Raw genomic sequence first — 24,973 nt, 5'->3', positions numbered from 1 at the left:
TTAAAAATAGTAGATAATATAGTTGGAATATACGCAGTAAACCTCAGAAGTTTAGCTATTAAGAATTGAATATAGGAGTGTTTTACATGAATCAAGAAATAGTGGATATTACGATTATCGGCGGAGGTCCGACTGGATTGTTCTCATCTTTCTATGCGGGTATGCGTGAAATGTCTGTAAAAATTATCGATAGCCTGCCGCAGCTCGGTGGCCAATTGATTGAGCTATATCCAGATAAATATATCTATGATGTAGGCGGCTTCCCTAAAATTCTGGCGAAAGACCTCGTGGCGAACTTAGTCACGCAGGCACATTATGGCAATCCCGAGATTATCTTGGGAGAAGCAGCGATTTCTGTAGAGAAGAAAGACGATTATTTCGTTTTGACTACAGACAAGGGCCAGCATCTGACACGTACAATTTTATTGACTGCCGGAATCGGAGCGTTCCAGCCGCGTAAAATAGGTTTGAAAGAAGAGCCAGTTTTTGAAGGAAAGACATTGCACTATGGCATCAAGGACCTTTCTTTGTTTAAAGACCAGAATATCCTGGTTTGTGGCGGAGGAGACTCTGCACTTGACTGGGCCCTAATGCTTGAAGACATCGCAAGTCAAGTGACTCTTGTTCACCGCAGAGAACGTTTCACTGCACATGAAACAAGTGTCAATCAGCTTCATAATTCATCTGTCAATGTACTGACTTCACATACTGTAAGCGAAATTCACGGTGATGGTGAAAAAATCGAGAAATTGATACTGACTGAAAAAGGTGGCAGCACAAAAGAGTTCGAAGTGGACCATGTAGTTGTTAACTACGGAAACATTTCTTCTCTCGGACCGCTGAAAGAGTGGGGTCTCGAAATGGAGCGCAACTCGATTGTCGTCAACTCCCGTATGGAAACAAACATCCCGGGTATTTTTGCGGCAGGCGATGTAACGACGTATGACGGCAAAGTAAAATTGATTGCAGTCGGTATGGGCGAAGCGCCGATTGCGATTAGCCATGCTAAATCATTTATCGATCCTAAAGCAAAAATACAGCCATTGCACAGTACAAGTGTATTTGGTTAATAATACTAGAAGCAGCCTTTATGACTTGTTCATGAAGGCTGCTTTTTTATGTGCAATTTTAGTATAAATTTCTTCAAAATGAAACTCTTCCCAGCCATTTACGTATAGTAAGTAATGAATTTCTAAAAGTAAGTAAATGAATTGCAATGTGATAAGGGGGAGGAAATGAAATGAGGCGGCTGTACATCAAGCAAAAGATCTTCAGTATTGCGGGAAAGTTCACGGTAAAGGATCAGGATGAGAAAGATGTTTTTTATGTAGAGGGAAGCTGGATGAAGATCCCTAAGACTTTTTCTATCATGAATAAAGAGATGAACGAAGTGGCACTCATTACAAAAAAGACTTTCAGTTTCCTGCCGACCTTCTTTGTAGAAACGGAAGGCCAGGAATTAGTGACGATTAAAAAACAATTTACATTCTTTAAATCTAATTATTCTATTGATGCTGTCGGGATTGAAGTCACAGGTAACTGGTGGGATATGAATTTTGACGTTCTGCAAAATGGGGAAGTCATTGGAACGGTAGATAAGCATTGGTTTACATGGGGAGACAGTTATCAGATTCAAATTATGAAAGAGGAAATGGAAACGCTAATCGTGGCACTTGTAATAGCAATTGATTGTGCAAAAGCTGATCAGGCGGCAGCGAGTTCAGCAGCTACAATGTAATGGAACATGCTATTTACTGAAGAGGATCAGGAGGAAACAAGTATGAATATTCGAATTGCAAATGGAAATGACGTACGGTCGATTGCGCAAGTACAAGTGGAGAGTTGGCGTACAACTTACCGGGGAATCGTTCCGCAAGCTTATTTGGATGAGCTTTCCGTGGAGAATCGAATGATTGTATGGAAAAAAGTCACAGAAATACATTCGGTTTTTGTTGCAGAAAACGCAGTGGGAGACATTATCGGTTTTGCTGCGGGTGGGGAAGAACGCACAAAAGAGTATCCATCCTATACAGGTGAACTGTATGCCGTTTATTTACTGGAAGAATGTCAGAAACAGGGAGTCGGACGTAGACTCTTTGATCATGTCGTTTCTGTGTTAAAACAAGGAGGACATCAATCTATGCTGATCTGGGCACTGACAGAAAATCCAGCTTGCCGTTTTTATGAAAAAATGGGCGGTGTGATCGTGGATCGGACGATAGACGAAATTGGCGGAAAACAGCTCGAAGAAACTGCTTTTGGATGGATGATCTAATAAGTTTCTTTGCTTTAACTGAATGTCAGCAATCTTATTGAGCATACTGTATGGGAAAGAAAAATGAAGGAGTGATCACTGTTGAAGAAAGCAGTATTTCTTGATCGGGACGGAGTTATCAATGAAGTGTTGACTGACCGCGTGAAGTTTGTAAACCGGCCTAATCAGCTCTATTTTCTCCCTAATACAGCAAAAGCTATCCGGCTACTGAATGAAGTATTTGATTATGTGTTCGTTGTTACCAATCAGGGTGGTGTAGGACTGGGATTTATGAAGGAATCACAGTTGCAAGATATACATAAACATATGATAGATGAACTGCTGAAAGAAGGCGCTGTGATTCATGAGGCTGTTTATTGTCCGCATAAACCGAAATCCGGCTGCGCATGCAGAAAACCGAACAGTAAACTTCTTGAAGACTTGGCGAAGAAGTATCACGTGGAATTATCTTCATCGTATATGGTCGGAGATACCGATACGGATATTATCGCAGGAAAGAAAGCGGGAACGAGGACAGTGTTTATTGGCGAAAGTGATGAAATTGCTGATGCTGTGCGCCCCGATCTATTTCGTGCAGCAGAGTGGATTATAAAAGATAAAGGGTAAACGGTCTATTGATCTTCATAAAAAGATCAGTGGACTTTTTGATTTATAGTAGATTCCGAAGGGTAGAGGAATAACAGGACAGTAAAATAGGAGGATTGAAATGCCTGTACAAATCAAACGAGCCTATGATGAAGCTGAAAAAGAAGATGGTATGCGCATTCTTGTGGATCGATTATGGCCGCGTGGCGTCAGTAAAGAAGACGCAAAGCTTGAATATGACCAATACCATGATATTATTTAACTACTAATTTAAAATATAAAAGAGTTATAACTTTAAGTTGTGACTCTTTTATATTTATTTCGTAGGAGGAATTTGTTTGAATATATTTTTAAATGTAATTATAAGCGTGGTAGCAACTGTTATATTATTTTTTATTGCGATTGCGGTACTTAACGGGGATTTGACACCTTATTTTATAATTGTAATTTTTTGCGGTGTGATTATTGGTTTATTAATTACAATATATAAAAAGTTAATTGAAATGCAAAAAATATAAATAATACGTTAAGGAATTCCCTTTAGAATCAAAAAATCTAGAAAGATTAGACAGTGGGCAAGTTGAATGGTTAAAGGAAGTGGGACCGAGCAGGGAGCTTCGCTTATGGTTTGACCATGATCCTGATAAGTATGAAGAATTTAAAAAGAAATATAAGCGAGAGCTTCAGGAAAACGTAGCACAGAAAAATGAACTGGAACATCTGAAGAAATGGACGAAAGAACATAATAAAAATCTGACGCTAGTATTCGGTGCGAAAGATGAAAAAAATAATCAGGCCGCTGTGCTGAAAGAAATATTGGATCATCAGCAAACATCCTGAAAGAAAAATCCCCTGAGTTTTTTATAAACGCCCAGGGGATTATTGCTGTTATTTTGTTTCAGGATCTGCTACTTTTACAAGCTGTTTACCAAGGTTTGTTCCCTCAAAGAGACCGAGAAATGCTTCTGGTATATTTTCAAAACCGTTCACAATCGTTTCCTCGTATTGAAGTTTTCCTTCTGACAACCACTTGCCCAGGTCAGCTCCTGCAGTGCTGAAATCAGCTGCATAATCGCCGATAGTGAAACCTTTCATTAAAGCACTTGTTTTAATCATTGCCGAATGAGGACGTGGCCCAAGGTCTTTTTCTGTTTTGTTATAACCCGAGATTGCACCGCACAATGCAATACGGGCATGTTTATTCAACAGTCCAAATACAGCATCTGTTACTTCGCCGCCCACGTTATCAAAATAGATATCTACTCCGTCAGCTGCGGCAGCTTTCAAGTCATCATAGAAACTGTCTATTTTATAATTTACGGCTTCATCAAAGCCTAGTTCATTCTTCAGATAATCAATTTTTTCCTGTGAACCTGCGATTCCGATGACCTTTGCGCCTTTCATCTTGGCAATCTGACCAACGACGGAACCTACTGCACCTGCAGCTCCTGATACTACGACAGTTTCGCCTTCTTGAGGTTTACCGATATCCAATAATCCAAAATAAGCTGTCAGGCCGGTCATACCGAGGATACCCAAATGTGTAGTGATTGGTGCTAAAGTTGGATCGATTTTACGAATATCTTTCTCGGCAGCTGCGGTGTATTCCGCCCAGTTTAGATTTCCTACAACAAAATCACCCGGTTTGAAAGAATCTGAATTAGATTCCTTCACTTGACCGACAACTCCGCCAACAATCACCTCGTTGAGTTTAAAGGGTGGAATATATGATTTTACATCCTGCATACGTCCTCGCATGTAAGGATCTACAGATACGTAAAGAGTCCGGACGAGTATCTCATTTTCTTTAATGGAAGGCATCGGTCTTTCGACAAAATCGAATGTTTCCATAGTTGGAAGCCCTTTTGGACGGTTTGCTAAATGAATTTCCTGCTGTGTTGACTGAGTCATGTAAATTTCCTCCAATATTTTTAGAATAGAAACCATCTCTATATGTGAATGATACATCTTACTAACTAAAAGTAAGCTTTTTAAGGTTACTATTAGTAAGTCTAGGTGTCAATTAGAAAGCATCTTACTATATAAGTTGAACTTAAAAATCTACATTGTCGAAGGTACTGAGTACCGTTGATTTCCGTTCCAGGCGGACGCGTGTCTTGCGGGCCCCTAAGTTGTCTTCACCTGTCGGGCTGATCCTCCGAGAGTTCATCTCGCCGCGGGCTCACACGAAGTGAGTCATGCAGTCGTTGCCAATCGAATTGCGGAGGATTCGATTTGCCTTAATTTCTGTGTTTTTCAGAAATTAAGGCACTTTGACGCGGCGAACTTAGACTGCCTTGCACTCCAATCAACTGAGTAGGCTGTACATAGCATGCTTTATCATGTGAAGAGTTTAATTCAATCTATAATAGAAGGATAATTAATCTTTTAATATCACTGAACAGGATTGATAATCTTACCGGCAAATAAAATTGTGTCTGATTCTGTATCGCGAATGGTCAGAAAGAAAGGCCGATCCGCACGTAATACGAATGTTTCGGCCGGTGCTGATGTTTCAGAAACAGCAACCGAAGTAACCGCAGCGGCTTCTGTTCCGTTTTCATCGACTGACAGATAGGTTTTTTGCTTTACTTCACTTACAAGTAGCGGGGAGTCTTCTGCTACCAGCTTTCCTAACTCTGCCTGATCGGTGAATGCGCGCTGCATGCCCAAATCACTGAGTAAATCGTTCAGTATCACTTCATATTCGATCTTAAATTTAGGGATCATCACTGTTCCTTGCCGCTCTTCGAATTCTCCAATCCACGCTGCATGATTTACAGCTGTCCACGAATCCATAAATGTGTCCAACTCCACACTCTCTCTTGGCACGTAAATGTCCATAGCCATTTCGCCTTCTCCGTAGGGAAGTGATACCGCCTGGAATTCATCGTTTTCAAAATAAGGGACAGATTCTTGCAAATTCATAAACGGAACAGTCGTTTCGGTACCATCTTTCAAATGAAACACACCGCCAGCAGTGGCGCCAGTACTGAAAGGATACATCCACGCTGCTTTAAAATACACGACATTCATAAGGTACATGACAAGGTTATCAGGCAGCGGCGGCTCGACAATCTTATCAATTTTGCCGTTAGTTGATTCTGATGCCCATTTATTGATAAGGTCTGCTGACTTCGATTTGCTAATATCGATTTCTTCGGCGACAGCCAAATAGTAGTCATGAAGAAGATTCTTGAATTCAGTCTGCAGTGTGTGTTCATCATTAAGCCATACTGAATTTGCAATAGTAATAACAGTATCCGTTTCCAAATTCTGAAGATGATCGAGTAAAGATGCATTCGCCTGATTAAGTTCATCTGGGGACATATCTTCCGCCTGTATGGCTGTTATGATCTCTTTGCGGGTTTCTCCTTCAGCTCCGTTCTGCAGCATGGAAAGAGCCATAAAAAGACTTACCGGAGAAACGAATACATTGCCGCCATCATTCGGTTCAGCCCGCCTGGATAATTCCCTAGCAAGTTTGACTGAAGGAACGGATTGATTTTTGTAGTCATTCTCTGTAAACGTACCAGTGACTTCTTTTTTATTGGAATTTTCATCCATTCCACTACAGGAGGCAAGTATGAGGACTGCAATGATAAAGATGGAAAGTATTGATTTATTGACCATATTATTCATCTCCTTTACTCAGTTGTCGAACAATCATCAAAGAAGTTACATAAACAAGAAATAGATTTCCTAAAAAAGTAGACATTTTCGGAAAGGGACCGTACAGTAGACTTGTAGACTGTCTGAAAATAATGTCTTAGCCATAAAGGAGCTAAATGAATGAAGAAAGTATTGGTTGTGGAAGATGAACAGTCAATTGTCACACTTTTGCAATACAATTTGGAGCAAGCCGGATATACTGTGTACATTGCCCGCGATGGAAATACCGCGGTCTCGATGACGCTTTCAGAAAAGCCCGACCTGTTGCTACTCGATATTATGCTGCCGGGAATGGATGGAATGGACGTTTGTAAAACGTTGCGTCAGGAGAAAGTCCATACGCCTATCTTGATGCTGACAGCTAAAGGCGATGAATTCGATAAAGTTCTTGGACTCGAACTCGGGGCAGATGATTACTTGACGAAGCCATTCAGTCCCCGGGAAGTCATGGCCCGTGTGAAAGCAATTTTACGAAGAGTCGAACTGCAGGATTCGCTGTCGGTGAAAGAACCTGAAGTGCAGGTCGAGGTCAGGGTAGGAGAGTTAGTCATTTATCCTGAGAAAATCGAAGCTTTCATAAATGAAAAGTTACTCGATCTGACACCAAAAGAATTTGAACTGCTGCTCTATTTAGTACGTCATTCTGGTAAAGTCCTGCACCGCGAACAGTTGCTGGATGCCATATGGAATTACGAGTATACAGGGGATTCAAGGATTGTAGATGTCCATATCAGTCATTTACGAGAAAAGATTGAAACGGACACAAAGCATCCAGTTTACATTAAAACTATCCGAGGGTTTGGTTATAAGTTTGATGAACCGCCAGTTAAATAGTTTACATACATAATTTAGTTAAAGCTGCCCGTAAAATGGCAGCTTTTTTCTATCTATACAGAAGCTTTACACAACCTTTACGTTTCATCCATCACTGCTTAACATCCATGGATTACATTAGATGTGCAGCTGAAAGTTGGCTGACAACACTACGAGTAATCGAGGGGGCACCATCAATGAAGAAGGGCAATCGATTTACACTATTGGCATTTGTTTTACTTTGCACGTGGGTAATGGCAGCCTGCAGCACTACACAGGCAGACGGGAGTCAGGACAAAGAAAAGGCAGCCGACTCATCACCAGAATCGATTACAGCGGTTGGCTCGAGTGCACTGCAACCTTTAGTAGAAGCAGCTGCTCAGCAATACTCAGCAGAAAATCCTGGCGCAGTCATTACTGTTCAGGGCGGCGGCAGTGGAACGGGATTGAGCAAGATCAGTGAAGGTGCTGTTGATATAGGAAATTCAGATATTTTTGCAGAGGAAAAAGAGGGCGTAGATGCAACTGCTCTGACGGATCATAAAGTGGCTGTAGTCGGTATGGGTCCAGTTGTTCATAATGAAGTCGGTGTTGATAATGTCAGCACGGAAGACTTGATTGGAATTTTTACTGGTGAGATCACAAATTGGAGTGAGCTTGGCGGAGAGGATCAGGACATCATCGTCATCAATCGTGCTCAAGGTTCTGGAACACGCGCTACATTTGAAGAATTCGCATTGCAGGGCAAAGAGCCAATCGAAGCGCAGGAGCAGGATTCATCAGGAACTGTACGCAAGATTGTCAGCGAAACGCCTGGTTCCATCAGCTATCTGGCATTCTCGTATTTCGACGATTCTACTACGGCAATGAAAGTAAATGATGTGGAGCCGACTCAGGCTAATGTCGAAACAAATGATTGGGAAATTTGGGCGTATCAGCATATGTATACAAATGGGCAGGCAAAGGGATTAGCAAAAGATTTGATCGTTTATATATTATCAGCAGAAGTACAGCAGGAGTTGCTTCCAGAAATGGATTATTTACCGGTGACAGGAATGAAAATCGAACGCGATGCAGAAGGCAACATTACGAATAAATAATGCGCTTTGGTCGATTCCGCAGTTGGAAAGGAGAAATAGATCTTGGCTAAGTTACTGAAAGAGACCGAGCATCCTTTGTATCAAAAAAGTACTAAAATGCGAATGGAGAAGGCTGGTAAATGGATAACATTTCTTTCTGTCGCACTTACGGCTGCTATTACAGCAGCCATCTTGTTTCTGGTTTTCTCAAAGGGACTGTCGACATTTATTGTGAATGATGGAAGTGTGAAAGAGTTTTTGACGGGAAAGGAATGGAATCCTGCAAAAGTAAGCGAGCTTGGAAAGCCGGTCATCGGCGCTCTTCCTTTTTTGATTGGTTCATTGGCAGTAACAGGAATATCTGCTGTCATCTGTGCTCCCATAGCAATTGGTGCAGCAATATTTATGAGTGAAATTTCCCGAAAAGCAGGAAAGAAAATCATGCAGCCGGTGATTGAACTGCTGGTCGGAATTCCGTCGGTTGTTTATGGATTTATTGGTCTGAGCGTAGTCGTTCCGATACTGCGCGAGGTGTTTCCCGGCAGTGGTTTTGGTATTGCGGCTGGAACGATTGTCTTATCAGTCATGATTTTACCGACTGTTACTAGCTTATCTCTAGATGCGATTCAATCCGTTCCCCGTTCGCAGCGTGAGGCGTCTTTGGCGCTTGGTTCGACCAGATGGCAAATGATTTATAGAGTCGTGTTAAAAACAGCGAAACCCGGTTTGATGATGGCGGTCATTTTTGGTATGGCTCGCGCATTTGGTGAAGCGCTCGCTGTTCAGATGGTCATCGGCAACGCTTCTATCATTCCTCATTCGCTGTTTGAACCGGCGTCGACATTAACCAGTATTTTAACGATGGGAATGGGTTATACAGTGATGGGGCAAGTGGAAAACAATGCACTTTGGTCCCTGGCTCTCGTTCTCCTGCTCATGTCATTGTTCTTTACACTGGCGGTGCGGATGATCGGAAAGGGGAGAACTAGCTGATGACTGCGAAAAGAGCAGATCAACTGGCAACCGTCTGTCTGTATGCGGTTGTTGGAATCATTGTCACATTGCTTGCAGGTCTATTGGGATTTGTCTTTGTAAAAGGCATTCCGCAGCTGAGTTGGCAATTCATCACCTCCCCTCCACAAATTTTCAAAGAAGGCGGCGGAGTGGGACCTCAGCTGTTCAATTCATTTTATTTACTCGTACTGACACTCTTGATTTCTGTACCTGTGGCTATCGGAGCGGGTATCTATTTAGCCGAGTATGCAAGAGATCATTGGATCATTCGCTGCATCCGGGTACTGATTGAAGTACTATCCTCTTTACCGTCAATTGTTGTCGGACTGTTTGGATTTCTGTTCTTTGTTCTGTATTTAGGATGGGGGTTCTCCATTTTGTCAGGTGCACTTGCACTTTCGGTGTTCAACTTGCCGCTACTCGTAAGGGTTGTTGAGCAATCCATCAGTAATATACCTAAACAGCAAAGAGAAGCGGGCTGGGCACTTGGCTTTTCAAAATGGGAGACCATCACAACGATTGTTCTGCCAGCGGCTCTGCCGGGTATCGTGACAGGAGTCATTCTGGCATCAGGGCGTGTCTTTGGTGAAGCCGCCGCATTAATTTATACAGCCGGAATGAGCACACCAGCAATAGACTTCACCAATTGGAATCCATTATCGCCGGTGTCTCCGCTCAATCCTTTCAGACCGGCAGAAACAATGGCTGTACATATTTGGAAAATAAATGGTGAAGGAATTATGCCCGATGCATCTGCCATTTCAGACGGAGCAGCCGCATTGCTGATTATATCGATTTTAGGATTTAATTTAGCGTCCCGTTTCATTGGGAAATTGATGTTTAAAAAACTAAGCGCCAGTTAAGGAGGATGACATATATGCAGTCGATTGCATTACAGCCTGCGGTAATGAAGCGAATGAAAGCTACAGACGGACCTGGTTACGCCCCGGGTTCTGTACTGCAGACAAAATGTCTTTCCGTGTTTTACGGGGAGCATAAGGCAGTCGATCAAGTCAGTCTGTCTTTTCCTAAGCATTCTGTAACCGCACTGATTGGTCCTTCAGGCTGCGGAAAATCAACTTTTTTACGTGCACTGAACCGAATGAATGATGATATTGATAAATGCCGTGCTGAAGGAGAAATTTATTATGAAGGAATCGATCTGCATTCTTCACGTGTGAATCTCCATGAAGTCCGCAAACAAATCGGTATGGTGTTTCAGCGTCCTGTGCCGTTTGCTAAATCAATTTTTAAAAATGTTGCATCAGGGCCTATGCGCCATGGAGTGAAAAAGCAGGCAGAATTAGATGAGATTGTAGAAGACAGTCTGAAAAAGGCAGCCTTATGGGATGAAGTGAAGGATCAATTGAATACATCAGCTTTGCGGTTATCCGGAGGTCAGCAGCAAAGACTGTGTATTGCAAGAGCTCTGGCCATGCAGCCAAACGTGTTGTTGCTTGATGAACCCGCCTCTGCACTTGATCCGATCTCTACGGCGAAAATTGAAGAGCTAATTGCGCAGTTAAAATCGGATTATACGATAGTCATCGTCACACATAATATGCAGCAGGCGGCCCGGATATCTGATAAAACAGCTTATTTCTATATGGGAAATGTCATAGAATACGGTCAGACTGGACAAATATTTACCAACCCCCGCCATGAACAAACAGCACATTATATTAATGGACACATTGGATAGGAGGACTAATATGTCTCAGACAGCTGTCGCACGGAAGAAGCCCGCTATTGAAACAGAAGATTTACAGTTCCATTATGATTCTCTGCATGCATTGAAAAATATTAATTTGAAGATAGAACGCAAACGGATTACCGCATTAATTGGCCCGTCAGGCTGCGGAAAATCGACTTTTCTCAGAACGCTAAACCGAATGAATGATTTAATTCCGGGTATCCGTACAGAAGGCGGTATTTGGATTGACGGCGAAAACATTACAGAGCGGTCAACAGATCCAGTAGAATTGCGCAAGAAAGTGGGGATGGTTTTTCAGCATGCTGCTGTGTTTCCAGGTTCAATTTATGAAAACATAGCCTTTGGGCCACGGATTCATGGCGTGAAGGATAAAAAAGTGTTGGATGAGCTGGTAGAATCAAATTTACGTTCAGCTGCACTCTGGGATGAAGTAAAAGATCAGCTCGGAAAGCCGGCAATAGGTTTGTCGGGTGGACAGCAGCAACGTCTGACAATTGCCAGGACCCTAGCGACTAAGCCCGATATTTTGCTGATGGATGAGCCGACTTCTGCACTTGATCCGATTTCTACGTCAAAAGTCGAACAGCTAATTATTTCGTTAAAAGAGCAGTATACGATTGTTATTGTGACGCATAACATGCAGCAGGCGGCACGTATTTCAGATTACACCGCTTTCTTTCTGAATGGAGAAGTGAAAGAGTATGGAAGTACCGATTTCATTTTCTCAAATCCCGCATATCAGGAAACGAAAGACTACATAGCCGGGAAGTTCGGCTGAATTTCTCGTTTTATAACAAAGAAGGGCTGCAAAGTGAGTATGTAACTCACTTTGCAGCCCTTATATTTTTAATGATATGGATTTTTTACATCACATGGATTAAATAATACAAAAACTCTTTACGTAATTCCATTTACAATATAGTTTAATTTGTTATCATTATTAATGATAATGATTCTCAATATCAAATGGAGGAGATGTAATACAAAATAAATAAGTAAAGCTCATTCATTGAGTGGTTAGAAGAAAATTGAACTGAACGAGATTCACTTAGTTTTACCCATGAGCTCGTTCTTTCTGTAAGAAGGGATTAGATGATAGACACTGAGCAATTAATAGAATTATATGGAACAGCTCCCCTTAACTTTTTGGATATCGTTACACAAAAAATGGCGGAGAGGGATTCGATTCGTTCATTTACATCAAATGCTGGAGCAGGAGGACTGCTGTTTGCTATAGATGGATCAGCAGAATTAACCATTGACGATGAAGTCTACATGATTGAACGTGGAACGGTTTTGCATGTAGGACCCAATCTAGCGCTGCAGAGTCAGATAACAAGTGACCGTCCTTTTGAGTATGCAGTGATCCACTTCCGGCTTGCAAATAACGCATCATCACAATTTCCACTGTTTTATAAACATTTCTTTATCAAAGCATATGAAAGTATGAAGCTGATTAAAAAAGTTCAGCAGCTTCAGCAAAACTTTTTAATTCCAGGCGGATTGGCATATCTTCAATCTAAAGGGTTGTTTTTGAAAATCCTGGAAGAGATTATTATAACGCATGAAAAATCGGGCAAAGACAGCACCGAAGATTTGGATGACATCATCGATTATATGCATCAGTTCTATGATGAAGGTATCAGTGTTCTTGATATCGCACAACATTTCAAAACAGACAGAAGAAAACTGTCGACTTTATTTATTAATCAAATTGGAGTCAGTCCTACAGTCTATATTACAGATTTAAGAATTCAGAGGGCTAAATTATTGCTGCGCACATCTGATTTAGCCATTACTGAAGTTGCTGAAAATGTTGGATATAGAGATCACTTCTATTTCAGTAGAGTCTTTAAGAAAGAAACCGGTTTTTCACCTACTGGTTATAGAAAGTATATGAAATAAGTTGAATTTCGAAAAAACTTTAGAGAAAAAGATTGCTATTTATCCCATCATATTTACTTGTACTGCAATTGAAGTCTTTCGTAGGCTAAAAAAGCCAACAAATGTAAGGAACTATTTACAGATTCGCTAATTATTCAAAAAAGGGGAACTTAAAAAATGAAGAACAAATTTCAGTTATTTATTCTATCACTTATAGCACTTTTCGCACTGGCTGCATGCAACTCTCAAGCTCAAGTCGAGGAAGATGCACCCAAGGATGCTGACAAGCCGGCAGCTGAAGTAGAAACAAGTGAAGCAGAGACGCAAGAAATTACATACTTAGGAGAAACATATACTATACCTGGAAATGTTGAACGTATTGTAATTGCTGGTGCAATGGAAGCAATGGAAGATGCTACGGCTCTAGGTGTTGAGCCTGTCGGAGCTATTACAATTGCTGGAGAATTCCCAGAAGTATTTAAAGAGGCAATGGGACAAGCTGAATCGATTGGTGAGAAGCAACAGCCAAATTTCGAAAAAATCGTGCAATTAAAGCCAGATATAATTTTAGGATCAACTAAATTTCCAGAAGAAGTGGTAAGTAAGCTAGAACAAATTGCACCGACTATTTTAGTTTCACATATTTCATCCAATTGGGAAGACAATATCATGCTGATGGGGAAATTAAGTGGAAAAGAGGATCAGGCGCAGACGTTATTGAGTGACTATAAGAAAAACATTGAAGAGTTAAAGACTTCATTGGCTGAGGATTTAAAAGGACAAACCGTAGTAGCAATGCGAGTTCGCGGCGGCAAAATGTTTGTCTATCCGGAAAATGTATTCTTCAATCCTGTTTTATATGATGAACTAGGTTTAGAAGTTCCTGATGCTATTAAGAAAGCAAAAGCACAGGAAGAGATCTCAATTGAACAACTTGCAGAAATGAATCCGGACCATATTTTCATGCAAGTACAACAATCTGAAAATCAAGAGAATGAGCAAGCATATGAACAATTGAAAAAGAATCCGATTATCCAGAATATCAAGGCGTTTAAAGAAGATCAAGTAAATGTCAATATCGTCGATTCACTTCTTGAAGGTGGAACAGTATTCAGTAAAGTTACATTTTTGGATGAGTTAAAGAAAAAATATTGATTAAATAGAAATAGGAGTTACATGTATGTCGATGATACGAAATAAAACTGCCCTCTTCCTAATCATACTGCCGCTGGCACTCATCGTCACGATGACAAGTTCAGTTATGTATGGTGCGACTACTTATGACGTATCAACTATTTGGAAAGCTGTGTTCCACGCAGACTTATCAAATATGGACCATCTGATTATACGGAACTCCCGTATACCGAGGATGCTGGGCGCACTTCTTGTAGGATTATTTATTGCGATTTCGGGGGCGTTAATGCAGGGGATGACAAGAAACTTTCTTGCGTCCCCTAGTATTATGGGGGTTTCAGACGGATCTGTATTCGTAATTACATTAAGTATGATCTTCATGCCCAACGTCTCTACGTTAACATTAATTATTTACTCATTTATAGGTTCTATTTTAGGACTGGTATTTGTATTTGGGATTGCCAGTTTGATTCCGAATGGATTATCCCCGATTTCATTGGCAATCATCGGAACCATTCTGGGCATGTTCCTAAATGGCGTGTCACAAGCGCTTGCTACATACTTTCAAGTCTCACAAAACATAAGCTATTGGTACAACTCACGGCTGCATGAAATCGATCCGATTGTAATAAAATGGGCGATTCCATTCGCCGTCACAGGACTTCTTATCGCGTGGGTTGTCAGTAAATCAATCACCGCAATTTCTCTCGGAGATGAAGTTGCGCAAGGGCTCGGTATTAATCTTCTTAAAGTTAAATTACTGACTATACTGAGTGTGGCACTTTTAACCGGAATTTCAGTTGCAATGGTAGGCAAAATAACATTCATCGGATTAATTATTCCGCATATTGCCCGCTTTTTAGTAGGTGAAGATTATAAGCAAATCATTTTCTTTGCCGGCATACTCGGTGCATTTTTCTTAGCCTGGGCAGATATTATCAGCAGATTGATCAATCCGCCATTTGAAACGCCGGTGGGTGTTGTGACGGCACTGGTGGGCGTTCCATTCTTCCTTTATCTGATTCGAATAAAGGGAGGGAAACAAAATGCGTAGTCGTTCGAAATTAAGCCGTTTCATTACGGTTTTTTTGGTAGGCTTATCATTGGGAATTTCACTGATGTATTTGAGTTTAGCTACTGGTGTCATTGAATTGAGCCATCTTGAGATTATTCGAACACTATTTGGACTAAATGAAAATGCAGAACATCGACTTGTGATTTTTGAATTTCGTATACCCCGCATTATCATCGCAGCTTTAATTGGTTGTGCGTTAGGAATGGTGGGTACTGTTTTACAAGGTATTACGAAAAACGAATTAGCGGATCCCGGTATTTTAGGGATACAAGCGGCTGTTGGATTTTCAGTAGTTTGCTATATGTTTATTCAAAACAGCAATGTGGTCGGTATGGATGGACAGTCTATTTTCAGTATGTCTTTATTTGGATGGCTAGGCGGGGTCTTAGCCGCCGTATTTCTCTTCTTATTTTCCAGAAGCCGAGGAGAACTCGATCCAAAAAGGTTACTATTGGTGGGAATCGCAATCAATGCAGGATTTGGGGCACTTACTCTTTTTGTTTCATTGAAAATGAATCCTCAAGATTTTGAAATGGCAACAGTTTGGCTGTCAGGAAGTATTTACAGTGCATCCTGGGAACAGATTTACTCCATTCTTCCATGGCTGTTCATTATCGTACCTTTACTGGTGTGGAAATCCCGTACATTAAATTTGCTGCAATTAGACGAAGTTTCTATGGTTGGACTTGGTTTACGAGCAAATCGAATACGTTTACTGCTTCTTGTAGGGTCAGTAGGTTTAATCAGTTCAAGTGTTATCGTATCAGGAAGTATCAGCTTTGTTGGCTTGATCGCACCTCATATAGCCAGACGATTGGTTGGGATTCATAATCAGTATGTTCTTCCAATCAGTGGAGTAATCGGAATGCTGCTGGTTGTAACAGGTGATTGGATCGGCCGGACAATATTTTCACCGGCAGAATTACCTGTAGGCATCGTCATTTCCATTATCGGTGTTCCGTACTTTGTATACTTATTGATGCGTTCATCCCGCTCAATGTAATTTGCAAAAAGGAGAAGATGTATATGTTACGTGATATTGTAGAGAGATTTCCACATCCAACAGCTGGCAGTTCTTATTCAGTCACTGTGTCGATTCCAAATGAAGAACCACCGGCAGAAGGCTTTCCGGTCTTGTATATATTGGATGGGAACGCATACGGGCTCATGTGTAAAGAACTATTGAAGTTGCAGTGGCAGAGAACGGAAAAAACACATATTGCGCCGATGATTATCGTCAGTATTGGTTACGCGACTGAAGAATTACACCCTAGTTTAAGGGTATTTGATTTTACACCTACACCTTCCGCAGCATCATTGCCTGAAAGACCGGACGGTACGGAATGGCCGGCGTATGGAGGGGCAAAAGAATTTCTGCAGTTCTTGGAAGCAACAGTTCAACCACTTGTCCGCAGGCATGCGTCTGTGGATCAAGAGAATCAGATTTTATTTGGTCATTCACTAGGCGGATTATTTGTTTTATACGCATTATTTGAACGACCGGACATGTTTTCTGATTATCTAAGTTGCAGTCCCTCTATCTGGTGGAATGATCAAGAGATTTTAACGTATGAACAGAAGGATTGTCTAGATTCTACTAAAAGATTATTCCTCGCTGCAGAACAGCAGGAAAAAGGTAAGATGTATGAATCGGCATTTGCACTATACACTAGATTGAAAGAACATCATCCAGATTCTGTGACTTTTACATCTCCAGCAGGGGAGAATCATATGTCCATCGTTCCGACTATTTTCAGTGAAGCAATCAGATTCTTTTACAGGGGAACTGAGGAGGCGAACTAAATGATAGGGATCGATCGCGTTCAAGTAGGGTATGGGGAACATCTAATAATAGAGGATTTAAGCGTGAACATACCAAGTGCGAAAATCACTACAATTATTGGATCAAATGGCTGCGGAAAATCGACTTTGCTTAAAACAATTGCTCGTGTATTAAAAGTGAAGCATGGTGCGGTCTTTATTGATGGGAAATCGTTGCAGGAAACACCTTCTAAAGAAATTGCGAAGAAAATGGCGGTTTTGCCTCAAACAGCAGAAGCGCCAGGAGGTCTTACAGTACAGGAATTGATTACGTATGGCAGGTTCCCACATCAAAACTATTTTGGAAAGTCTTCAACGGAAGATAAAAAGATGGTGGAGTGGGCTTTGCGTGTAACCAATTTAGAACGATTTGCTGAACGTCCGATTGAAGCTCTTTCCGGCGGTCAAAGGCAACGGGTTTGGATTGCCATGGCGTTAGCACAAGATACAGATATCTTGATTTTGGATGAACCCACCACCTATTTAGATATGGCGCATCAGTTAGATATATTGGAGCTTTTAAAAGAATTAAATTGTAAACAGAATAAAACAATTGTGATGGTTCTTCATGATGTGAATCATGCTTCCAGATTTTCGCATTATTTAATTGCTATGCGTGAAGGGGATATTGTTACTGAAGGAAAAGCTTCAGAAGTAATGACTACACATAACTTACGTGAAATATTTGATATTCAGCCTTATTTCGCTGTTTGTCCTATTAGTGGTAATCCTATTTGTCTTTCTTATGAAAAAGCAGTGAAAGGACCTGTGTTGTAAGTGCAGGGCAAGTGAATTCCGAAATCATTAAAAAAAATGAGTATGTTCACACATGAAATGTGAAGCATACTCATTTTTGTTGCATAGTATAGTATGAAATAAAAAAGTAGCCAATTTTCATCGAGGAAAATTGGCTACCAATATTTGTTAAATTAAGATACAGTTTCTTGTGAACGCAATTCTTCAATTTTAGCCATACGTGCATCGAACTCATCAACTGTTAAATTATGCTCGACGAAATAACGGTTGCGTGGATGTGTGCGGCACTCATCTGAACAGCTGCGCATATAGAAATGCTCATTCTCTTCAGAACTTAAAATTTTCGCATTACATTCTGGATTTGCACAGTTTACATAACGTTCGCAAGGTGTACCATCAAAATGATCGCGGCCAACCACGACGTGTTCCACCCGGTTGATAGGAACTGCAATACGCTCATCAAATACGTAACACTGTCCATCCCACAGCTGTCCTTTTGCGACAGGGTCCTTACCGTAAGAAACAATGCCTCCATGCAAGTGTGCCACATCTTCAAAGCCTTCACGCTTCAGCCAGCCCGTGAATTTCTCACAGCGAATTCCGCCAGTGCAGTACGCAAGAATCTTTTTCCCTTCCAGCTGTTCTTTGTTATCCAAAACCCACTCCGGAAGATCACGGAAGTTTTCGATATCAGGACGGATCGCTCCGCGGAAATGACCAAGATCATACTCATAATCGTTTCGTGCGTCCAAAACAACTGTATTTTCATCCTGCATTTGCTCTAAAAATTGATCAGGCTCTAAATATTCACCTGTTAATTCTAGAGGATTGACATCTTCAGGCAAGCTAAGATTGACAATTTCCTTACGGTGACGCACGTGCATTTTCTTGAAGGCATGACCGTCTGCTTCGTCAATTTTAAACCAGATATCTGCAAAATGCGGATCAGCTTTCATATGCTCCATGTATGCATCAGTCTGTTCGATCGTACCTGAACATGTGCCGTTAATGCCTTCTGCTCCCACTAGGATTCTGCCTTTTAGACCAATTTCTTTACAGAATGCCAAATGCTGAGCCGTATATTCTTCTGGCTCTTCAATTGTGACATATTTGTAAAATAATAAAACTCGATATTCTTTCTTTTCCATTTTGATTACCGCCTTCTGTTTTCTCTTTGCAATAGATAACAGCCGAGATCGGTGTGTATCAAAGGGATATAACTCCCTTGCACCCGAATTTGCAAGATTCGAGCCTTAGGCATTATATCACAAATCAGTTTTCAGTAAAAGTATTTATGCATTCATAAGAAGAAAAAGCCGGAAATTGACAATGAATTTCTTGTTTAGTTATATTTTTATTGTATACTGATAACTAGACATAATTTTATAGTTTTCGATGTAAATCTACTATAATAGACTAATTTAGCAACTACTCTTAATCCGTAAAAATGTAAAATTGGCAGTTCATCGAAAACACTTAAAAAAATAGAAAAGGAGTCTTTTTATGAAATTCAAAAAAAGAAAACGCCGTTCGCTATGGATTGATGTTGCGTTTTCAAGTGCAATTATGGCAATGATAGCTATTGCATTGCTTTTAATTTTCAATACATCAAACGGTTTTATGAGCGCATCACCAAATAAGTCGACAAATAAAGCCAAAGAAGAACCCAAGTCGGAAGTCTTGATCAATTCAAGCGATTCCAACTTTGCGGGTATTAAAATTGTTACCGAAACTACAAACGATCCTAAACAGCCATTTGCGATTCAATATCCGCAAAGTGAATACGACGAATTCAATGGCCGTATTTTAGCGTACATAGACCAATGGAAATCACGTTATTTAGAATCAAGCCACAAAGGACAGGACTCGGATACAAAAGAATTGAATATTTCATTTGAAACGGTGCAGAATCAATCAGGTAATTATTCATTCGCCATACTTGCTGCGATTTCTACAAGTGAAAGTGATATCGATTCAGAGATCCGTACATTCCGTATCCAGCCGGAAACAGGCAAGGAAATTAAAATGGCAGACCTGGTTGGGAATGACGTAGAAAAGCTAAAACGTACTGCAAAAGTTGTACGAGACCACATTTATCAAAATCCCAAATTTAAGGATGTTCTGATTCCGGAAAATGTCTGGGGACCGACAGAGCCGCTATGGAGAAATTATCAAAACTTCGCATTAACTGATCAATCGGTACTGTTCTATTATGGAGCAGGTGTCTTTACAGAAGAATCAGAAGGTCCAGTAACGGTAGAAGTTCCATTAGAAAAGTTAAATCCTTTCTTAGCTGCAGATTATCAAGTAGAAGTAACGGAAAAGCAGGTCGGTAAAAAAGTGGCACTCACATTTGATGACGGTCCGGATCCGAAATCTACGGTGAGAATTCTCGAGACATTAGAAAAGTATGATGCCAAAGCTACGTTTTTCATGCTTGGGAGCCGTGTAGAATATTATCCTGAAATCGCGCAGCAAGTTGCTGTCGCAGGTCATGAACTGGGGAACCATTCATGGAATCACCCTTCATTGACGAAATTACCTGATAAGAAGTTATACGATGAAGTGCAAGGGACTACGGATATCATAAAGCAGGTCACAGGTGAACCAGCAACTGTTTTCCGTCCACCATACGGCGCTGAGAACGAGCGTGTAAGAGCAATTACGAATCTTCCTGTCGTGCTCTGGGATGTTGACACATTAGATTGGAAACATCATAATCCACAAAAACTATTGGCTAAAGTAAAGGCGAACACACGAAATGGCAGTATTATACTGATGCATGACATTCATAAATCGACAGCAGACGGACTGGATTCTGTACTCGCATATTTGCAGTCGCAAGGCTACACATTTGTTACAGTGTCTGAACTTGAAAGTTACTAATCTAAAGTTGTTTCATTGTTTTTCTTCTGACAATGGAACAACTTTTGTTTTGCAACAGTCCTATTTAGCAGGAGTTGGACATACAGTAGTTGAAACGGGATAATAGAAACAACCGAACTAGGTAATTTACTGTGGAAAGCGTGACATACTGTTAGGAATGAAATTCATTGGAGGAACAGCGAGCATGGAATGGAGAAATTTATATCGAGGATTTTTAATGGGAATCAGTGATTTGGTCCCGGGTGTAAGTGGCGGAACGATCGCTTTTATATTAGGTATCTATGATCAGCTTCTTATCTCAATCAGCGGATTATTCAGCAAGGACTGGAAGAAACATATCGGTTTTATACTGCCGCTTGGGATTGGTATGGGTGCGACGATCATTTTATTTAGTAAAGTGATCTCCTATTTACTTAAACATTATCATGAACCTACTCAATATTTCTTTTTAGGTTTGATTATTGGAGTAATTCCATTCGTGTCAAAACAGGCAGGATTGCGTAAAAACTTTAAATTGCATCATATGATTTTGATGATACTGATCGCTGCTGCTCTAGCTTCTGCAGCCTTTATAAAGCCTGTAGAACCCGTTTTAATTTCACAGTTATCAATGAAATCAGCGGTCATTTTATTCTTCTCTGGATGGGCAGGCAGTATGGCAATGCTTCTGCCAGGAGTCAGCGGTTCATTTGTTCTGCTGCTGATCGGAGTGTACTCAACGGTCATTACAGCGATTTCAGATTTTAACATACCGGTTCTTCTAGTAACTGGCTGTGGTATCGTTGTAGGGTTTATAGTGAGCAGCAAACTCATACGCTTCTTATTGGGACATTATCGTACAGGAATGTTCACAGTGATAATGGGATTGATCATCGGCTCTATTTTCGTCATATTCCCAGGGATTCCTGAAAGCGGCACGCCGTATGTAATGAGTATTATCGCGATCATTACGGGTCTGATCGTTGCCAATATTTTAAACGGAGTAGGGGAAAAGAAAGCTTAAAAAACGCTCAGAGACTTAGTCTCTGAGCGTTTTTATGCTGCAATCGATTAGTTTCTGACGATTGTGGTAGTGTTTTCGATGTCTACGTCAGCCATTGGGATCCCAAGAGCTTTTGCAACACCTTCACCGTATTTTTGATCTGCCAAATAGCAATGGCGGATGTGCTTAATTTTGATTTCAATTGGTGCATCGCCCATATTACGTGCAGTGTTGTCGAATAAACGCTCTTGTTCTTCAGTGCTTAAAATATTGAATAATTTTCCTGGTTGTGTGAAGTAATCGTCATCGTCTTCACGGAAGTTCCAGTTATCTGCATCGCCATGAATTTTCAATGGAGGCTCTTTGTAATCCGGCTGTTCCTGCCATTCTCCGTAACTGTTTGGCTCATAATGCGTTGTAGCCCCCATATTGCCGTCTACTCTCATCGCGCCGTCACGGTGGAAGCTGTGGACCGGACATTTTGGTGCGTTAACAGGAATTTGGTGATGATTGACACCTAAGCGATAGCGCTGTGCATCTCCGTATGAAAACAAACGGCCTTGCAGCATTTTGTCAGGAGAGAAGCCAATTCCCGGAACGATCGCTGCAGGTGTGAAGGCAGCTTGCTCTACTTCTGCAAAATAGTTTTCGGGATTACGGTTCAGTTCAAATTCTCCGACTTCGATTAAAGGGAAGTCTTTTTTGTACCAGACTTTAGTCAAGTCAAATGGATTGTATGGCATTTCATACGCTTGTTCTTCTGTCATTACTTGAATATACATTTTCCATTTAGGGAAGTTTCCGTTATCGATGTTAGACAGTAAATCACGTTGTGAACTTTCGCGGTCTGTAGAAATCGTTGCTGCCGATTCCTCATCCGTTAAATTTTTGATACCTTGTTGAGAACGGAAGTGAAATTTTACCCAGTGACGTTCATTATTTGCATTAATCATACTGTATGTGTGACTCCCAAAACCATGCATTTCACGGAAAGATCTAGGAATTCCGCGGTCACTCATCAAAATTGTAATTTGATGAAGTGCTTCAGGAAGCGAAGTCCAGAAATCCCAGTTGTTCTTAGGGCTTCTCAGATTTGTTCTCGGATCACGTTTCACTGCGTGGTTCAAGTCAGGGAACTGCAGTGGGTCACGGAAGAAGAATACAGGTGTATTATTGCCGACTAAGTCCCAATTTCCTTCTTCTGTATAAAACTTCAATGCAAATCCACGAATATCGCGTTCTGCGTCTGCAGCACCCCGTTCACCGGCCACTGTGGAAAAACGTGCGAACATTTCTGTCTTCTTGCCAATCTCTGAAAATAGTTTTGCTTTCGTATACTTCGTAATATCATGAGTTACAGTGAAAGTACCATATGCGCCTGAGCCTTTTGCATGCATTCGACGCTCAGGAATGACTTCACGGTCAAAATGGGCAAGCTTTTCCAAAAGCCAGACGTCCTGTAATAAAAGAGGACCACGTGGACCTGCTGACATAGAGTTTTGATTATCAACTACTGGAGCACCCGCAGCGGTAGTCAGTTTTCTTTTTTGAGAATTGTTTTCATTAATTGACATTTTGATTTCCTCCTGATTGATGGATTTGTTACCTATGATTCCTATTATAGCAAAATGAAAACTAAATGGGAAGCCTTATTTATAATAATTATTATAAAGTAATAACTATCATTAAAGAAAGGTTACTAATTGATATTTTCTTTATCATAATTGGATACTGCCTATTTGTCTAGAAATAGGATTGTGCAACGAAACGTAAACGATTGATGTATAATAATGAAAGAAATAGTTTGTTTGAAAGGAATGTTGATCTATGAAACTAGCACGTAACTTATTCATGATGTTTATTATCTTTGCAGGCCTGCTGTTAAGTGCCTGCAGTGAAGAGAAGAAAGAGACGGAAGATAAATCCGAAGTGAAAAATCCCGAAGAAGAGGTAGTAATTATTCCGTTGCTGTCAGATGAAGCATTTTTCGAAGATTTACATAGTCGATTACTAAATGAAGGATTCAAAGTTAGCGAACCGTTAAAAGCAGATCCAAAGCTTTTCGGGGCAGAAAGCGGGATGACACTTCAAATAAATGAGGAAAAGCTGATGCCTCTGCACGTATATAAGTTTGCTGATTCTGATGAACGTCTGTCTCAAGTAGACGAAACAGGATATCTTCATGTAATTACGGAAACGAAGAATGAGCGTATTGCAGCCAAACGAAAAAATTCCTTCATTATATACTTGCATAAAGGACATCCAAATTACGATCAAGTAATGGAAATACTAGATGACTTGTAAGATTACAGCTCGTTACCACTCTATTCGCAAAACCACTCCTCTAACCCTCTTACTTCAGGGGTAATTTTGTCCTGTTTACAAAGCCGCCATAACTTACGTACATTTCAGACATAAGTTTGCAGCTTTGTAACAGGAACTCCCCACATTGTTCACGAACTAAATTTCGAAATGCGTTATTCTAGGTGATAGAAACAAAGTTCGAAAGGAGCTCGTGTAAAATGGAAGAGGTATTATTATCTAGAATTCAATTTGCTTCCACAACATTATTCCACTTCATTTTCGTGCCGCTGTCTATTGGCCTGGCACTGATCATTGCTATCATGCAAACAATGTATGTAGTGAAAAAAGAAGAAATCTATTTGAAAATGACGAAGTTTTGGAGCGTGTTTTTCCTTATTAACTTCGCAATCGGTGTCGTGACCGGGATCATCCAGGAATTTCAATTTGGGATGAATTGGTCTGCTTATTCAAGATTCGTCGGAGATATATTCGGTGCTCCGTTAGCAGTTGAAGCTTTACTTGCATTTTTCCTGGAATCCACGTTTATCGGAATATGGATATTCGGATGGAATAAACTACCTAAGAAACTTCACTTGGCATCTATTTGGCTAGTTTCAATAGGTACCGTCATGTCAGCATTCTGGATACTGGCCGCCAACTCATTTATGCAAAATCCGGAAGGCTATGTGCTGCAAAACGGACGTGCAGAAATGAATGATATTGTTGCCTTGCTGACCAATGAAAAACTTTGGGTCGCATTCCCGCATACGGTGTTCGGAAGTTTTGCGACAGGTGCATTTTTTATAGCAGGTGTCAGTGCCTGGTACTTAATTAAGAAAAGACAAGTTGACTTTTTCAAAAAGTCACTGGCGATTGCTTTAGTAGTCGGGATGATTTCAGGACTCGGAATCGCTTTCTCTGGTCATTCTCAGGCTCAATACCTAATGCACGCACAGCCAATGAAAATGGCTGCTGCAGA

The 24,973-nt window shown here is 40.8% G+C and carries 26 protein-coding genes and 1 pseudogene; 23 read left to right on the top strand and 4 right to left on the bottom strand.

Features of this window, described 5'->3' with window-relative positions; all coding sequences use genetic code 11:
- Positions 1 to 86: 86 nt before the first annotated feature.
- The 7 genes and pseudogenes from Q1J64_RS16350 to Q1J64_RS16320 all read left to right on the top strand — a co-directional run.
- Positions 87 to 1,070 (top strand): NAD(P)/FAD-dependent oxidoreductase, encoded by a 984-nt coding sequence (locus Q1J64_RS16350; protein WP_301110188.1) that lies wholly within the window; start codon positions 87 to 89, stop codon positions 1,068 to 1,070.
- A gap of 170 nt (positions 1,071 to 1,240) precedes the next feature.
- Positions 1,241 to 1,738, top strand: a complete 498-nt coding sequence (locus Q1J64_RS16345; protein WP_301110187.1) for an LURP-one-related/scramblase family protein — start codon at positions 1,241 to 1,243, stop codon at positions 1,736 to 1,738.
- Between the two features lie 42 nt (positions 1,739 to 1,780).
- The gene (locus tag Q1J64_RS16340) at positions 1,781 to 2,275 is read left to right on the top strand and encodes a GNAT family N-acetyltransferase (RefSeq protein ID WP_301110186.1); all 495 of its coding nucleotides are present in this window, start codon (positions 1,781 to 1,783) and stop codon (positions 2,273 to 2,275) included.
- 81 nt (positions 2,276 to 2,356) lie between these two features.
- The gene (locus Q1J64_RS16335) at positions 2,357 to 2,881 is read left to right on the top strand and encodes a D-glycero-alpha-D-manno-heptose-1,7-bisphosphate 7-phosphatase (RefSeq protein WP_301110185.1); all 525 of its coding nucleotides are present in this window, start codon (positions 2,357 to 2,359) and stop codon (positions 2,879 to 2,881) included.
- A gap of 100 nt (positions 2,882 to 2,981) precedes the next feature.
- Entirely contained in the window at positions 2,982 to 3,122 is a 141-nt protein-coding gene (locus Q1J64_RS16330) for a DUF488 domain-containing protein (RefSeq protein WP_367183406.1), read from the top strand.
- 76 nt (positions 3,123 to 3,198) lie between these two features.
- A complete protein-coding gene (locus Q1J64_RS16325; RefSeq protein ID WP_301110184.1) occupies positions 3,199 to 3,378 on the top strand; it encodes a hypothetical protein in 180 nt (59 codons plus the stop codon).
- A 49-nt stretch (positions 3,379 to 3,427) separates the two neighbouring features.
- A pseudogene (locus Q1J64_RS16320) lies at positions 3,428 to 3,700 on the top strand (DUF488 domain-containing protein); the annotation flags it as partial.
- A gap of 48 nt (positions 3,701 to 3,748) precedes the next feature.
- On the opposite strand, the gene Q1J64_RS16315 reads toward Q1J64_RS16320, so the two are convergent.
- Positions 3,749 to 4,771 carry an NADP-dependent oxidoreductase gene (locus Q1J64_RS16315; protein WP_301110183.1) on the bottom strand — a complete coding sequence of 341 codons (1,023 nt, stop codon included), beginning with the start codon at positions 4,769 to 4,771 and terminating at the stop codon, positions 3,749 to 3,751.
- A gap of 483 nt (positions 4,772 to 5,254) precedes the next feature.
- On the bottom strand, positions 5,255 to 6,493 hold the full coding sequence (locus Q1J64_RS16310) for a serpin family protein (protein ID WP_301110182.1): 1,239 nt from the start codon (positions 6,491 to 6,493) through the stop codon (positions 5,255 to 5,257).
- Positions 6,494 to 6,652: 159 nt separating this feature from the next.
- Here Q1J64_RS16310 and Q1J64_RS16305 point away from each other — a divergent pair, with 159 nt between their 5' ends.
- The 12 genes from Q1J64_RS16305 to Q1J64_RS16250 all read left to right on the top strand — a co-directional run bounded on the left by Q1J64_RS16305 (position 6,653) and on the right by Q1J64_RS16250 (position 17,843).
- The gene (locus Q1J64_RS16305; protein WP_301110181.1) at positions 6,653 to 7,366 is read left to right on the top strand and encodes a response regulator transcription factor; all 714 of its coding nucleotides are present in this window, start codon (positions 6,653 to 6,655) and stop codon (positions 7,364 to 7,366) included.
- A gap of 176 nt (positions 7,367 to 7,542) precedes the next feature.
- Positions 7,543 to 8,445, top strand: a complete 903-nt coding sequence (locus Q1J64_RS16300; protein ID WP_301110180.1) for a phosphate ABC transporter substrate-binding protein PstS family protein — start codon at positions 7,543 to 7,545, stop codon at positions 8,443 to 8,445.
- A gap of 96 nt (positions 8,446 to 8,541) precedes the next feature.
- Positions 8,542 to 9,417, top strand: coding sequence for a phosphate ABC transporter permease subunit PstC (gene pstC, locus Q1J64_RS16295; protein ID WP_301110201.1), 876 nt, complete (start codon positions 8,542 to 8,544; stop codon positions 9,415 to 9,417).
- A complete protein-coding gene (gene pstA, locus Q1J64_RS16290; protein ID WP_301110179.1) occupies positions 9,417 to 10,301 on the top strand; it encodes a phosphate ABC transporter permease PstA in 885 nt (294 codons plus the stop codon). Before pstC ends, pstA begins: the two co-directional genes overlap by 1 nt.
- Positions 10,302 to 10,315: 14 nt before the next feature.
- Positions 10,316 to 11,140, top strand: coding sequence for a phosphate ABC transporter ATP-binding protein PstB (pstB, locus tag Q1J64_RS16285; protein ID WP_483315951.1), 825 nt, complete (start codon positions 10,316 to 10,318; stop codon positions 11,138 to 11,140).
- A gap of 10 nt (positions 11,141 to 11,150) precedes the next feature.
- Positions 11,151 to 11,930: a phosphate ABC transporter ATP-binding protein PstB gene (gene pstB / locus Q1J64_RS16280; protein ID WP_301110178.1), complete on the top strand. Its 780-nt coding sequence runs from the start codon at positions 11,151 to 11,153 to the stop codon at positions 11,928 to 11,930.
- 314 nt (positions 11,931 to 12,244) lie between these two features.
- Positions 12,245 to 13,057: an AraC family transcriptional regulator gene (locus Q1J64_RS16275; RefSeq protein ID WP_301110177.1), complete on the top strand. Its 813-nt coding sequence runs from the start codon at positions 12,245 to 12,247 to the stop codon at positions 13,055 to 13,057.
- A 156-nt stretch (positions 13,058 to 13,213) separates the two neighbouring features.
- Positions 13,214 to 14,191 carry an ABC transporter substrate-binding protein gene (locus Q1J64_RS16270; protein WP_301110176.1) on the top strand — a complete coding sequence of 326 codons (978 nt, stop codon included), beginning with the start codon at positions 13,214 to 13,216 and terminating at the stop codon, positions 14,189 to 14,191.
- Between the two features lie 25 nt (positions 14,192 to 14,216).
- The gene (locus Q1J64_RS16265) at positions 14,217 to 15,224 is read left to right on the top strand and encodes a FecCD family ABC transporter permease (RefSeq protein WP_301110175.1); all 1,008 of its coding nucleotides are present in this window, start codon (positions 14,217 to 14,219) and stop codon (positions 15,222 to 15,224) included.
- The gene (locus tag Q1J64_RS16260) at positions 15,217 to 16,248 is read left to right on the top strand and encodes a FecCD family ABC transporter permease (protein WP_301110174.1); all 1,032 of its coding nucleotides are present in this window, start codon (positions 15,217 to 15,219) and stop codon (positions 16,246 to 16,248) included. The genes Q1J64_RS16265 and Q1J64_RS16260 overlap by 8 nt, the downstream gene beginning before the upstream one ends.
- Before the next feature lie 23 nt (positions 16,249 to 16,271).
- Positions 16,272 to 17,048, top strand: a complete 777-nt coding sequence (locus Q1J64_RS16255) for an alpha/beta hydrolase (RefSeq protein WP_301110173.1) — start codon at positions 16,272 to 16,274, stop codon at positions 17,046 to 17,048.
- Positions 17,049 to 17,843, top strand: coding sequence for an ABC transporter ATP-binding protein (locus tag Q1J64_RS16250; protein WP_301110172.1), 795 nt, complete (start codon positions 17,049 to 17,051; stop codon positions 17,841 to 17,843).
- Positions 17,844 to 17,995: 152 nt separating this feature from the next.
- On the opposite strand, the gene trhO is transcribed toward Q1J64_RS16250, so the two are convergent.
- On the bottom strand, positions 17,996 to 18,970 hold the full coding sequence (gene trhO, locus Q1J64_RS16245) for an oxygen-dependent tRNA uridine(34) hydroxylase TrhO (protein WP_301110171.1): 975 nt from the start codon (positions 18,968 to 18,970) through the stop codon (positions 17,996 to 17,998).
- Between the two features lie 355 nt (positions 18,971 to 19,325).
- Between trhO and Q1J64_RS16240 the strand changes: the two genes are divergently transcribed.
- Both Q1J64_RS16240 and Q1J64_RS16235 read left to right on the top strand, forming a co-directional pair.
- Positions 19,326 to 20,708 carry a polysaccharide deacetylase family protein gene (locus Q1J64_RS16240; protein WP_301110170.1) on the top strand — a complete coding sequence of 461 codons (1,383 nt, stop codon included), beginning with the start codon at positions 19,326 to 19,328 and terminating at the stop codon, positions 20,706 to 20,708.
- Positions 20,709 to 20,892: 184 nt separating this feature from the next.
- A complete protein-coding gene (locus Q1J64_RS16235; protein WP_301110169.1) occupies positions 20,893 to 21,711 on the top strand; it encodes a DUF368 domain-containing protein in 819 nt (272 codons plus the stop codon).
- Between the two features lie 47 nt (positions 21,712 to 21,758).
- Here Q1J64_RS16235 and Q1J64_RS16230 read toward each other — a convergent pair whose 3' ends face one another.
- Positions 21,759 to 23,264: a catalase gene (locus Q1J64_RS16230; protein ID WP_301110168.1), complete on the bottom strand. Its 1,506-nt coding sequence runs from the start codon at positions 23,262 to 23,264 to the stop codon at positions 21,759 to 21,761.
- A gap of 253 nt (positions 23,265 to 23,517) precedes the next feature.
- Between Q1J64_RS16230 and Q1J64_RS16225 the strand changes: the two genes are divergently transcribed.
- Together Q1J64_RS16225 and Q1J64_RS16220 are read left to right on the top strand one after the other, a co-directional pair.
- Positions 23,518 to 23,994, top strand: coding sequence for a hypothetical protein (locus Q1J64_RS16225; protein ID WP_301110167.1), 477 nt, complete (start codon positions 23,518 to 23,520; stop codon positions 23,992 to 23,994).
- A 218-nt stretch (positions 23,995 to 24,212) separates the two neighbouring features.
- Positions 24,213 to 24,973 (top strand): cytochrome ubiquinol oxidase subunit I (locus Q1J64_RS16220; protein WP_301110166.1); only part of this gene is annotated, 761 nt, incomplete at its 3' end.

The organism is Sporosarcina sp., from assembly GCF_029257255.1.
Lineage (GTDB): Bacteria > Bacillota > Bacilli > Bacillales_A > Planococcaceae > Sporosarcina.
This window is presented reverse-complemented; position numbering and strand designations above follow the sequence as displayed.

Coding starts and splice junctions, on each gene's coding strand:
- Q1J64_RS16350 (WP_301110188.1), top strand. CDS start 87: ATGAATCAAGAAATAGTGGATATTACGATTATCGGCGGAGGTCCGACT.
- Q1J64_RS16345 (WP_301110187.1), top strand. CDS start 1,241: ATGAGGCGGCTGTACATCAAGCAAAAGATCTTCAGTATTGCGGGAAAG.
- Q1J64_RS16340 (WP_301110186.1), top strand. CDS start 1,781: ATGAATATTCGAATTGCAAATGGAAATGACGTACGGTCGATTGCGCAA.
- Q1J64_RS16330 (WP_367183406.1), top strand. CDS start 2,982: ATGCCTGTACAAATCAAACGAGCCTATGATGAAGCTGAAAAAGAAGAT.
- Q1J64_RS16315 (WP_301110183.1), bottom strand. CDS start 4,771: ATGACTCAGTCAACACAGCAGGAAATTCATTTAGCAAACCGTCCAAAA.
- Q1J64_RS16310 (WP_301110182.1), bottom strand. CDS start 6,493: ATGGTCAATAAATCAATACTTTCCATCTTTATCATTGCAGTCCTCATA.
- Q1J64_RS16305 (WP_301110181.1), top strand. CDS start 6,653: ATGAAGAAAGTATTGGTTGTGGAAGATGAACAGTCAATTGTCACACTT.
- Q1J64_RS16300 (WP_301110180.1), top strand. CDS start 7,543: ATGAAGAAGGGCAATCGATTTACACTATTGGCATTTGTTTTACTTTGC.
- pstC (WP_301110201.1), top strand. CDS start 8,542: ATGCGAATGGAGAAGGCTGGTAAATGGATAACATTTCTTTCTGTCGCA.
- pstA (WP_301110179.1), top strand. CDS start 9,417: ATGACTGCGAAAAGAGCAGATCAACTGGCAACCGTCTGTCTGTATGCG.
- pstB (WP_483315951.1), top strand. CDS start 10,316: ATGCAGTCGATTGCATTACAGCCTGCGGTAATGAAGCGAATGAAAGCT.
- pstB (WP_301110178.1), top strand. CDS start 11,151: ATGTCTCAGACAGCTGTCGCACGGAAGAAGCCCGCTATTGAAACAGAA.
- Q1J64_RS16275 (WP_301110177.1), top strand. CDS start 12,245: ATGATAGACACTGAGCAATTAATAGAATTATATGGAACAGCTCCCCTT.
- Q1J64_RS16270 (WP_301110176.1), top strand. CDS start 13,214: ATGAAGAACAAATTTCAGTTATTTATTCTATCACTTATAGCACTTTTC.
- Q1J64_RS16265 (WP_301110175.1), top strand. CDS start 14,217: ATGTCGATGATACGAAATAAAACTGCCCTCTTCCTAATCATACTGCCG.
- Q1J64_RS16260 (WP_301110174.1), top strand. CDS start 15,217: ATGCGTAGTCGTTCGAAATTAAGCCGTTTCATTACGGTTTTTTTGGTA.
- Q1J64_RS16255 (WP_301110173.1), top strand. CDS start 16,272: ATGTTACGTGATATTGTAGAGAGATTTCCACATCCAACAGCTGGCAGT.
- Q1J64_RS16250 (WP_301110172.1), top strand. CDS start 17,049: ATGATAGGGATCGATCGCGTTCAAGTAGGGTATGGGGAACATCTAATA.
- trhO (WP_301110171.1), bottom strand. CDS start 18,970: ATGGAAAAGAAAGAATATCGAGTTTTATTATTTTACAAATATGTCACA.
- Q1J64_RS16240 (WP_301110170.1), top strand. CDS start 19,326: ATGAAATTCAAAAAAAGAAAACGCCGTTCGCTATGGATTGATGTTGCG.
- Q1J64_RS16235 (WP_301110169.1), top strand. CDS start 20,893: ATGGAATGGAGAAATTTATATCGAGGATTTTTAATGGGAATCAGTGAT.
- Q1J64_RS16230 (WP_301110168.1), bottom strand. CDS start 23,264: ATGTCAATTAATGAAAACAATTCTCAAAAAAGAAAACTGACTACCGCT.
- Q1J64_RS16225 (WP_301110167.1), top strand. CDS start 23,518: ATGAAACTAGCACGTAACTTATTCATGATGTTTATTATCTTTGCAGGC.